General features: G+C 66.4%; 4 protein-coding genes. All 4 read left to right on the top strand.

Annotation, left to right across the window (positions count from 1 at the left end):
* The first annotated feature begins 106 nt into the window (after positions 1-106).
* Positions 107-820, top strand: coding sequence for a hypothetical protein (locus BFL43_RS22875; RefSeq protein ID WP_206186734.1), 714 nt, complete (start codon positions 107-109; stop codon positions 818-820).
* A gap of 77 nt (positions 821-897) precedes the next feature.
* Positions 898-6,804: a non-ribosomal peptide synthetase gene (locus tag BFL43_RS22880; protein ID WP_084895067.1), complete on the top strand. Its 5,907-nt coding sequence runs from the start codon at positions 898-900 to the stop codon at positions 6,802-6,804.
* Positions 6,801-11,471, top strand: coding sequence for a non-ribosomal peptide synthetase (locus tag BFL43_RS22885; protein ID WP_084895069.1), 4,671 nt, complete (start codon positions 6,801-6,803; stop codon positions 11,469-11,471). Before BFL43_RS22880 ends, BFL43_RS22885 begins: the two co-directional genes overlap by 4 nt.
* 132 nt (positions 11,472-11,603) lie before the next feature.
* On the top strand, positions 11,604-12,515 hold the full coding sequence (locus BFL43_RS22890) for a hypothetical protein (protein WP_084895071.1): 912 nt from the start codon (positions 11,604-11,606) through the stop codon (positions 12,513-12,515).
* Positions 12,516-12,531 lie beyond the last annotated feature (16 nt).

Here is a 12,531-nt window from a genome sequence, read left to right on the forward strand (position 1 = left end):
ACCATTACGGTGCCCATCGTGGTTGAATAGGCCGATCCACAGTTGCGGACCAGACATTGAATAGAAGGCAGATGCAGTGACCGGGAAACCAAGTTCAGGTGTCAACATGCCGACGGTGTTCGTCGCCGCAGGCGTGTCGGCGATCATCTCGGCACTGATCGTCTCGATCGGGGTGGTCGGAGTCCTGTTCGCCGTCGACTCCGACAACTCCAGCGCCAACGCCGCGCAACCGACCGTCGTCAATCTCGGTTCCGCCGCCAACCCGCAGGGGACTGCGCCGGTCGCCGGCAACGCACAGGCCACCGGGCCCGCGGCCCCGGCGCCCGCGCCGACGACCCAGGCTCCCGCAGCCGCTCCGGCTCCCGCCGTGGGTGGCGGAACAACGGGAGGCGGCGGCTATGCGGCCCCGCAGCCGCAGGCCCCGGCAGCTACCCAGGCCCCGGCAGCGGAAACGGAACCACAGGTCGAGGCACCTGCCGCACTGTCGACGGACGAACTGAACAGCAAGCTCAAGACGGTCCTGAACGGGTCCAGCGCACAGAAGGCGGATGAGCTCGAAGGTGGCGCCAAGGCCGCCCCCGTCGCCGAAGGTATCGGTGGCACCCTGCGCACGTTCGAACCTGTGGGACTCAAATGGTGGATCGCCGGACCAGTGAACGTCAGCGGCAACACCCTCACCGCCAACCTCGTACTCCGGTCACCGGGATTCAACGACGCGACGATGGGTCTCACCTGGGTCTGGAAAGACGGCAAGTGGAAGCTGTCGAACACCAGCGCCTGCGAGATCGCAGCCTACGCGCAGGTCCCCTGCTCCCTGTAACTCCCGGGAGATGGTTGATCTCGTTGTGGCGGCCCGGCTCTGCCCACACCAGCTGAAAGACAAGTAGAGGCCGTCAGATGCCAGAAGATGTGATCGCGCGACGAAAAGAACTGCTACGCCGGAGGTTGCGTGAACGCGGACTGAGCGCAGAGGTGACCGCGCCGGTACCGGTCCGGGTGCCGGGCGAACGCTCGCCGCTGGCACCCGGCCAACAGCGGCTGTGGTTCGTCCAAAACCGCGACCCCGCCGACACCACACTCAATGTCTGTGTGGCATACCGACTCACGGGTGCGCTGGACCCGGACAGGCTGCGTTCGGCGGTGGGTGCGGTCGTCGACCGACACGAGATCCTGCGCACCTCCTACGGTGTCGACGACTCGGGAACTCCGTATCAGGTCGCTGCGGCGCACGTGGATGTGCCGTGGAGCGAGCACGACCTGTCTGAGCTCCCCGAGCAGGGCCGGGCCCGCCGCCTCGAGGTGCTCGCACGACGACAGTTCTCCCGCTCATTCGACCTGAGCTCCGACGCGCTCCTTCGAATCAGCCTGGTGCGCACGGATGTCGACGAGTGGGCGTTCATCTTCGTGGTGCACCACATCTGCTGGGACGACGACTCCTGGGAGGTGTTCTTCGGTGAGGTGAACGCCGCCTACAACGCCGGATCCGCACCCCAGGCCCCGACGGCACAGTTCGTGGACGTCGAGGTACTCGGGCCGCGCCCAGGCGTCGAAGACCCGACGGGCATCGAATACTGGCGCTCGAAGTTGCGGCCGCCGCCGGAGTGGCTCGAACTCCCGGCCGAGAATGCAGGTCCCGCAGCGAAGACCGCGGGACACGGCAGGCACGACATCCCGTCCGAGGTGATCGATGCCGTCACCCGCCACGCGAGGGAGCAGTCGAGCACGCCGTTCGCGGTGCTGCTGGCGGCGTTCAGCGCCTTGATCAATCGCTACACCGGTAGCGACGACTTCCTCGTCGCCGTACCCGTCGTGGATCGCCCTGCGTCGGCGCAGTCGCTGATCGGCTACTTCGGCAACAGTCTGCTGTTGCGGCCGAGTGTGGATCCCGACGGTACCTTCGCGGATCTGGTCGCCGCCACCCGTGACGAGGCGCTCGGCGGATTCGCGCACCAGCACATCGGGGTCGATCGCGTGGTCCGGGAGATCAACCCCGACCGTGTCAGCGGCAGCGATGGGCTCGAACAGATTGTGCGACTGAGCTTCTCCACCCGAAAGAGTGCGGTCGGTTTCGCGCTGGACCACGTGCGTGCCGAGCAACTGGAGCTGGTCAGTGCGGTGACCCAGCTGCCCCTGGGTCTGACCGTGGTGCTCGGCGACGACGGAGCGCATGTGGAGGCGGAATACTTCGCCGATGTACTCGATGGACGGATAGTCGACCGCATGCTCGCCGGTTACGTGGATCTGCTCCGCGGCGCCCTGGCCGAGCCGGACCGGCGGCTCGGTGAGCTGGACATTCTCGGCGACGAACGGGCCGAGGTGATCACCCGATCGCTGGGCGAGCAGGTCCCCGCGGCCGCGACGACGTTGCCCGCGATGTTCGAGGCCCGCGTCGCCGCGCATCCGGACCACCCTGCAGTCACCGACGACCACGTCGTGCTGACCTATCGGGACCTCAACTCTCGAGCAAACCTGCTGGCGCACTGGTTGATCGGTACGCACAGCATCGGTCCCGAGGACATCGTCGCCCTTGAGGTCGCGGCCTCGGTGGAGTTCGTCGTCGCGGCGACAGCGGTCTTGAAGGCAGGTGCGGCATACCTGCCGATCGATAAGTCCTACCCGGGTGACCGCATCGCCTTCATGATCGAGGACGCGGATCCGAAACTCGTACTGGGCGCAGCCGAACTCGCAGCAGCAGAGCGCGCTGCGGGCGGACTCTCGGTTGCCGATCCCGTGGACGCGGACAGGGTGACGCCCCTGTTGCCGGAGGCGCTTGCGTACGTCATCTACACGTCGGGCTCGACCGGTAAGCCGAAGGGTGTCTCGGTGCCGCACGTGGCCATCGCGGACCACCTGTCGGGTTTTCACGCTCAGTTCGGGATGACCGCGGACGACCGGCTCGTGCAGACCTCGTCGGTGAGTTTCGATGCGTCGTTGTTCGAGGTCTTCTGCACCCTGACCCTCGGCGCCACCCTTGTTGTTCCCAAACCCGATGCCCTCCAAGATATTCCGTACATGGCAGATCTGCTGGTGCGTCAGCGGGTGACGGTCATGCACATGGTCCCGTCGATGCTGAGCATGTTCCTGCTACTGCCGGGTGTGAACGAATGGACCACGCTGCGGCAGATCCCGGTCGGCGGAGAGGCGTTGCCCGGTGAGGTGGCGGACAAGTTCGGGACGGTGTTCGACGCGCAACTGCGGAACAACTACGGTCCGACCGAAGCCGTGGTGGCCGCGACGCATTACCCGGTTGATGGCCCGCAGGGTGTGCGGGTGGTCCCCATCGGGGTGCCGAACCGCAATGTGTCGGTCTACCTGTTCGATCGAACACTGCAACTCGTCCCGGCCGGAGTCGTCGGCGAGATCTACATCGGCGGGGACCAGCTTGCCCGCAGCTATCACGGCCGTCCGGCGCTGACGGCGGAACGGTTTGTCGCCGATCCGATGCGATCCGGTGGCAGGCTGTATCGCACGGGAGATCTGGCCCGGCGCAACGTAGATGGCGATATCGAGTTCGTCGGCCGAGCAGACGAGCAGGTGAAGATCCGCGGATTCCGGATCGAACTCGGTGAGGTCGAGGCCGCGCTATCGACCCACCCGGCAGTCGCCCGCGCACTCGTGATCGTGACCGAGGATCCCAATCTGGGACCCGCGCTGGCCGGCTACCTCGTCGGTGAGCGTGGCGCGATGGTGGACATCGATTCGGTGCGCGAACACGCAACCGCGGTCCTGCCGGACTACATGGTGCCCAGCGCATTCGCCGTGATCGACGAGGTTCCGCTGACCGCGCACGGCAAACTCGACAGGGACGCGCTTCCGGACCCGGCCGGCGCAGCGCCGCGAGTCTTCCGCGCGCCGGCGACGGCCACCGAGATCCGCGTGGCGGCGCTGTTCACGCAGCTGTTCGGCCGGGATTCCATCGGTGCCGACGATTCGTTCTTCGAACTCGGTGGGCACTCCCTGCTCGCCGCCCGCCTGGTGACGCAGATCCGTACCGAGTTCGGGGTGGACATCGACGTACGCGCACCCTTCGACACCCCCACGGTCGCCGGTCTGGCCTCGTGGCTCGTCGCGCAGGTGCGCGAGGAGTTCGGTATCGACCTCGATGCCGACGACGACTTCGACGACTACGAACCAATCGGTGGAGCTACGACACCGCAACGACCGCCGTTGGTGAAGCGGGATCGTCCCGAACGCGTTCCCCTGTCGTACTCGCAGCTCGCGATGTGGTTCGCGCGGCGTTTCGAGGGTGCGAGTGCTGTGGGGAACATCCCCATGGCGGTGCGGATCGACGGTCCGGTGGACGCCGCTGCGCTCACGGCCGCCATGGGCGATGTGGTGGCGCGCCACGAGGCCCTACGCACCACGTTTCCCGAACACGAGGGCATTCCGTATCAACTGATCGGTCCGATCGACTCTGTGCCGCTACCGATCACGGTGCTCGGCGGTGAGTCGATCGCCGAATCGGAGATATTGCTGACCGCGCAACTCGAGGCGATCGCGCAGTACAACTTCGCAGTCGAATCCGAGCCATTGGTGCGACCCCACCTCTTTGTGCTCGGTGACGACGCCCACGTACTGTCGATCCTGGTGCATCACATGGTCATCGACCACTGGTCGTTCGGTGTGCTGTTGGCCGACCTCGGTGCCGCCTACCGGCATCGCCTGGCGAACGAGACGGGCCCGGACTGGGCGCACCACCCGATCGAGTACGCCGACTACGCATTGTGGCAGCGTGACCTGTTCGATGGCGATGGAGCGTCGGTCGAGGTGGGTGCGGCCCAGATCGATTATTGGCGAACCACCTTGGCAGGTGCACCCGACGAGATCACCGTGGCAGCAGATCACCCACGGCCGGCGGTACTCGGTAAAACGGGTGAGGTGGTGTCGTTCTCGGTGCCGGCGGAACTGCGTACCCGCCTGCGCGAGATGGCCGACACGATCGGCGTCAGCGAGTTCATGGTGCTGCAATCGGCAGTCGCGACCCTACTGCACAAGCTCGGTGGTGGCGACGACATCGCGATCGGTACGCCCATCGCCGGCCGGACCGACGAGGTGACCACAGATCTCGTGGGACTCTTCGCGAACATGGTCGTGTTGCGCAATATCCTCGATGGTGAGCTCTCGCTCCGTGAGGTCCTGCTGCGGGGGCGTGATGTCGCACTCGGTGCCTACAGTAATCAGGACGTACCCATCGAGCGCCTGGTCGAAGCACTCAACCCGCGGCGTTCCCGTTCCCGCAATCCGCTGTTCCAGGTCATGATGCATTTCCGGGACGAATACAGCGCCCCGGACAGCCAGGCGTTCAACGCTTCCGGCGACACCACGCTCACCCTGCTGCCGGTGGAGTTCGAGACGTCGTTCCTGGATCTGAACATCATCTTCGCCTCACGTTCGGACGGTGGCCTGGGCGCACGGCTGGTCGCCGCCGGCGATCTGTACACCCGTGAAGGTGCGGAACTGATCGCTGACCGGCTCATGCGTGTGCTGGCTGCATTCGCCGACGACGTCGATCAGCAGGTGCGGCGCGTGGACGTGCAGTCGCCGGCCGAACGGGAGCGGGTGCTCGGCACCTTCAGTCGCGGCGCAGACGTGACCCCCGGCGCTCTTGCTGCGCGGTTGAGTGCTGCGGGACGGCAGAATCCTGATTCGGTTGCCGTGGTGCGTGGTTCGCAGTCCTTGACCTATGGGGAACTGCGGTCCGGCGATGCTGCCGGATTCGCCGACGTCCGAGAGGCGTTCACGCGCGCGGCCGGAGGCGACGGCCCCGACTCGGCCGGTGGGCCGGATGCAGTCGACGGGCCGGATGCAGTCGACAGGTTTGTGGGCGTGCGCCTGCTCGCGACGCCGCCGGCATCGCCGGCGGGCACCGCCGAACTGCTCGCGGGACTTGCCGGGTCGGCAACAGTGGTCCTGGCAACCGACGCGGAGCGCGATGATCCGGCTGCGCTGGCACATCTCATCGCCCGGCATTCGGTCGAGCGAGTGGTCGCGGAGCCGAAGGTGCTGGCACTCCTTGCTCATTCCGGCACCTCCGTGACGCCGTCGGTCCGCAGCTGGGTTGCGTCATCGCCGGGCGGCCCGGCTTCCCTGGCCGAGGTGCTGTCGGCATTGTCTGAGGGATCGACCAGTCATTACTACTATGCACCTGCAGATTTCGGGCTGGTTGCCGTGGTGGGGCAGTTGGGCGGAACGCGGTCGGGACGTCCGGCGCCAGGGGCGGCGGTGTTGATCCTCGATCAGTCGCTGGCGCCGGCACCGGTCGGTGTGTTCGGTGACGTGTACCTGGCGGGTACGCAGACCGCCGTCGGTGAGTGGGTGTCGAATCCTTATTCACCTGGTTCGCGGCTGTTGCGTAGCGGTGATCGAGCCAAGTGGGACCACAACGGTGGCCTGATATTCGAGATCACCGCAGCAGACGCCGCGGTCGCCGGTGTCGGAGGCGGCGGGGAAGCTCCGCAGACCGCCACGGAGAAGGCGATTTCCGACCTGTTGGGGGAACTTCTCGAGATCGACGACGTGGGCCGCGATGACAACTTCTTCGCGCTCGGCGGTGACAGCGTGATCTCGATCCAGATGGCGGGGCGTGCGGCGGCCGACGGCCTGCCACTGACCCCGCAGATGATCTTCGATCATCATTCGATCGCCGAACTCGCGGCTGCCGTCGACGATGCGCTCGCCAACCCGCCGCTCGAGGTGGAGGCCGCCGTGGAGACGGTGACCCTCACCCATGCGCCGATGAGCGCGTCAGGACTCAGCGATGACGCACTGGCCGCTCTCACGGCCAACTGGAAACCCGGATCATGACCCGAGGCGTGGTCGATCGGTCGGCGCCGCCTGCCATCGAAGATGTGCTCGCGCTCAGCCCTTTGCAGGAGGGGCTGTTCTCGTTGTCAAAGATCGCCGGCGACGATCTGGATCTCTACTCCATGCAGTTCATCGTGGAGATCGGCGGCCCGGTGGATGTGACGTTGCTACGCCGCAGCGTCGAGGCGATCTTCGAACGGCATCCGAACTTGCGGGTGTCGTTCTACGACCGCGACATCCCGACTCCCGTGCAGATCGTGCCGAGTTGGGTGGACGTCCCGTGGTCCGAGCGTGACGCCGACCCCGCCGAGTTCGATGCGATCGCCGAGTCGGAGCGGCGCAAGAACTTCGACTTGTCGTCGGGACCTGCGTTGCGGGTGGTCCTGGTCAATCTCGGTGACCAGCGCGGCAGCCGCAGCCACGAGGTGCCGGGACACGGGGGTCGCCGTAGATTGCTGATCACGGCGCACCACATCTTGATGGATGGCTGGGCCGTCGCGATCTTTTTCCAAGAGTTGCTCGCGGTGTACGAGGCGGGCGGGGAGTCGACCTCGTTGCCCGCGCCGCGGCCGTACCGCGACTACATCGGCTGGCTCGCTGCTCAGGATTCGGTGGCGGCGACCGACGCGTGGGCGACGTACCTCGCGCGGTTGAGTGCCCCTCTGATGCTCGCCGAGGGGGCGGTGACACCGGCCGATGCGGTACCGAGACGTACTCATGTACAGCTGGATTCGGCTGACACCACTCGGCTGATCACCTGGGCGCGCACCAACGGGATCACCATCAACACCGCGGTCCAGTTCGCCTGGGCGGTGGTGCTTGGCCGTCTCACAGATCGCCGCGATGTGGTCTTCGGGACCACGATCTCGGGTCGCCCGGATACGTTGCCCGGTGCCGATACGATGATCGGGTTGTTCATCAACACCGTGCCTTCGGTCGTCGATATAGACCCGGCCGGAACTGTTCTCGAACTGTGTAAAGGATTGCAACGCGAGTCGGCGACAATGCGTGAGCTCGGCTTCCTCAGCCTGTCTGCAGTGCAGCGGGCCGGCGGTCGGGGGAGTTTGTTCGACACCCTGTTCGTGTTCGAGAACGCCCCGATCGGCGCGGTGACCGAACCCATCAGCACCGGCGACGGCACCCGATTCCTGCCGGTGGCGATGGAAAGCCTCGCCCACTACCCACTCACGATTGCCGCGTACCTGCTCGGTGGCAATCTCGTGGTGATGACCGAAGCCATCGACGGCGCGTTGCCCCACCTGCCACCGGCCGAGATTGCGGAACGAATCCTGCTGGTGCTCCGGCAACTACCGGACGCAGCGAACTCAGGTCCCGAGCACCTGGAGGTCCGCCTGGCCGACGAGGTCATGGGCGACGAACCGTCGGCGTCGGCACCGGACGCCGTACCCAGCGGCACCATCGCGGACATCTTCGCCCGGCAGGTGGCCGCGACACCCGACGCGCCCGCGTTGACCAGCACACTCCGTGACTACACCTATGCAGAGCTGCACGACGACGTCATGCGTCTGGCCAATGAGATGGTCTGCCGCGGTGTCGGTCCCGAGTCGGTGGTGGCGGTGGCCCTCGACAGGTCTGCCGATTCGATCGTCACGATCTTCGCGGCGTTGTCCGCCGGTGCCCCCTACGTCCCGATCGATCTGTCGCTCCCGCCAGCCCGAATCAATTCGATTCTGCAACAATCGAATCCGAGGATCGTCGTCACCGTCACCCGACACATCGAGGTGCTCGAGGCGGCCGGCGCGGGCCACACGCAGCGCCTGGTCCTGGACGACCCGGCGACGTCTGCGGCTCTCGGTGTCCAGTCGACGTCACGTCCGGCCATCGGTGCGACGCCTGACCTGGCCGCCTATCTCATCTTCACATCGGGCTCGACCGGTGAGCCGAAGGGTGTCATCGGTACGAACGGTGCGGTCGCAAGCTATTTCGCAGACCACCGCGATCACGTGTACGCGCCGGCCACGGCCCGACTCGGTCGCAAACTACGCATCGCCCATGCCTGGTCGCTGAGTTTCGACGCGTCGTGGCAGCCGATGATCGGATTGCTCGACGGGCACAGTGTGCACCTGTTCGACGGATCGCAGATGCGTGATGCGGAGCAACTCGTGTCGGGTCTCATCGCCCACCGGATCGACATGATCGACACGTCGCCGTCGATGTTCGGCCAACTCGCTGCCGCGGGCATCCTGGGCAGGCCGGAGACGGAGCCGGAGGCGGAGCTCGACCAGGCACACGAGGCGGAATCCGACGGATCGAGTGCCCCGCAGTTGTCGGTGCTGGCGCTCGGTGGGGAAGCGATCAGTCAGGCTCTGTGGCACCAGTTACAGGCATTCGAGGATGTCGACGTCTACAACTGCTACGGCCCGACCGAGACCACCGTCGAGGCGCTGGTCGCCCCGATAGCCGGCTCAGATGTCCCGACGGTCGGTACTCCGGCCGATCGGATGACCGCCCATGTCCTGGATTCCAGGTTGCGCCCGGTACCGCGCGGCGTCGTCGGCGAGCTGTACCTTGCCGGGGCTCAGGTCACCAGAGGCTATGTGGGACAACCGGGTGTTACCGCGGGGCGCTTCGTTGCCGATCCCAACGCGCGCGGTGGCCGAATGTACCGGACGGGCGACCTGGTCCGCCGTCTCCCAGATGGAAACCTCACGTTCCTGGGACGTGCCGACAGTCAGGTGAAGATCCGCGGTTTCCGGATCGAGATCGGCGAGATCGAAACGGCGATGCGTCACTTGCCCGGTGTCGAGACCGCCGCGGTCGTGGTGTTGCGGCGTCCGACGGGTGCGACCCTGGTCGGATTCGTGGTCGGGGTGAGCGTGCCCGCTGCGCAGGCACGCTCGGCCCTCGCCGAAAGACTGCCGACCCATATGCTGCCCGCGCGTGTGCTGACCGTGCCGGCGTTGCCGATGACCTCCAACGGCAAACTGGACGAGGCGGCGCTGATGGAACTGGCGCGGGAGGCCCTGGCCGGTTCGACGGGAGCAGAAGCGCAACCGACCACGGACACAGAGCGTCTGCTGTGCACGGTGTTCGGTGAGCTGGTGGACGGTCCGGCTCCTGGCGTCGACGAAGACTTCTTCGACCTCGGTATGGACAGCATCGTGGCGATGTCCCTGGTGAATCTGTTGCGACGGCAGGACGTTCAGGTGAGTCCGCGCCTCGTGCTGGCGAATCCGTCGGTACGGACCCTGGCGGCGGCGATCGACAACGGCGTGCTCGTGGGACCTGACGACGAAGGCGAACACGGCGGTCCGGGTCAGGTCGTCGCGCTGCCGGTTGTCCGCTGGATGTATGACTTCGGCCGGTTCCGGCGGTTCACTCAGACCACCCTCATCGCCCTGCCGAAGGGATTGTCCGGCGCCGAACTCGAAGCGGCGCTGCAGGCGATCCTGGATTCTCATGACATGCTGCGATCGCAGTTGCAGCCCAACGGGACTGGGTATCAGCTGGTCACCAGGACTGTCGGGTCGGTGCGTGCCTCGGATATCCTGACCACGGTGTCGGTCGGTGATGACCTCGCGGCCGGCGTGCACCGTGCGGCGCCGACCGCCATGGACCGCATCGATCCGGTGGCCGGGACCATGGTCGCCGCGGTGCGTCTGATCCGAGATGCCGATGACGAGGGTGATGTCCTCCTACTCGCGATCCACCACCTCGCCACCGACGCGGTGTCGTGGCATGTGCTGTTCGGAGACCTGGCCGAATGCGGTCGGCAGTTGACTTCCGGGATCCTTCCCACCCTGGGGTCGGAGTTCACGTCGTACCGGCGGTTCTCGCACCTGCTGGCCGAACGTAGCGGCACAGCGGAAGTGCTCGAGCAGCGTCCCTATTGGGCCGGTCAGGTTGCCGGGCCGGATCCGACCATCGGTGCGCGAGCGGTGAATCCGGACAGTGACACCTGGACCTCGCTGCGCACCACAGCCGCGCACACGTCCGTCGACCAGACCGCGGCCGTTCTCGCGAAGCTCAGCGGAGCGATCGGTATGAGGGAGTTCTTGCTCACCGCGCTCACGCTGACGATCAACACCTGGCGCACCGTCAACGGCCAGGACAAGTCGGCCGGTGCCTTCATCGCCCTGGAAGGCCATGGGCGCGAGGACGAGACCGTCGGTGCGGGGGTCGACACGTCGCAGACCGTGGGTTGGTTCACCAGCGTGTTCCCGCTTCGCCTCGGCGCGGGCGCCGACGCAGTGGACCTCGACGCCGCAGCCGGACAGCCGGAATCCGTCCGCGCGCTGATCGATTCGGTGGCAGAGCACATCGCGGGCATCCCCAACCGGGGGCTCGACTACGGTCTGCTGCGGCACTTCGAGCGGGCACCCGAACTGGTCGCGTCCACCGACCCGCAGGTGGAGTTCAACTATCTCGGTCGGTTCGACCTCAGCACCGCTGGGGCCTCCGACACACCCGAGCCATGGTCACCCATCACCGATCTCGACCTCAACGGCCGGCTCCCGACAGCGCCAGAGCCCGACCTTCCGCTGCGTTATGCGCTGGACGTGGTCTCGGTGGTGCGCGGCACACCCCAGGGACCGCAACTGGTCACGAGCTGGCGGTGGAGTGACCAACTCATGGTCGAGGCGGACGCCGACCGGTTGGCCGACATCTGGCAGCACGCGGTGTCCGCAGTGGCCGCAGCGCTCTAGTTCTTCGCTGAAACCGGAGGAGCTGGTTCTTCCTCCGGCTTCGGCTACTTCCTCCGTCCGCAACGGGAGGACCTGCTTGAAGTCGGAGGGGATGTCACGTCCTCCGACGTCGGGATCGGTCATACTCGTCTCATGATCTACGGCGTCCTGGCCGCACTTTTCGCCTGCATCGCGTACGGCACCTCGTCGGTGTTGCAGGCCTACGGTGCCCGCAAGTCCAAAGACGACGCCCTCTCGCGCGGCGAGACCGCGGGCCTGGAAACCGCGACGGGTGGGCCGACGATGCGAGCGACGATCGCTGCGGTCCTCACCACGGCCTTCATCGCCGGAACCTGCCTCGACGTCGTCGGGTTCGCGGGCAACGCGGTGGGCTCGCGCTTGGCGCCGCTGTTCCTGTCGCAGACCATCGTCAGCGCATACCTGGTGGTCACCGCGATCCTCGGGATCTTCGTCCTCGGAATCAAGTTGCTGCCCCGCGACTGGATCGCGATCGGTGCGGTGGTCGCGGCCCTGTGCGCGATCGGGCTGTCAGCCGATCAGGACGGCCATGGACACGACGGCACCTGGTTCCACTGGGGGGTGCTCATCGCAGCGGTCGTGCTGTTCGCGATCTCGTCGGCACTCGTCCGGTGGCTCGGATCCCGCGCCGCCATCGCTGCCGGGCTGTGTGCCGGTGCGATGTTCGGCGTGGTCGCGGTGTCGGTGCGCATCCTGCACGGCATCTCCGACTTCGACATCGCCGAAATCCTCAGCGACCCGGCTGCATACGCCATCGCCCTCGCCGGGATCGGTGGGTATTACCTCAATACGGTTGCACTGCAACTCGGTTCGGTGAACTCGGCAACGGCTGCGGTGGTGGTGGGTGAGACGGTCATCCCGTCGGTCATCGGGATCATCTGGCTCGGCGACGATGCGCTACCGGGCCGGACCTGGCTGGCTGTGCTCGGTTTCGTGGTCGCGGTGGCCGGTGCGATGGTCATCGCCTGGTCGGGAGCCGCCCAGGCGGCCAACGAGGCGGAGGCCGGTGCGGATGCGAGGATATGATCTCCCGGTGAAGGTC

The sequence above is a fragment of the Williamsia sp. 1135 genome, from assembly GCF_002095395.1.
Taxonomy (GTDB): Bacteria; Actinomycetota; Actinomycetes; order Mycobacteriales; family Mycobacteriaceae; genus Williamsia.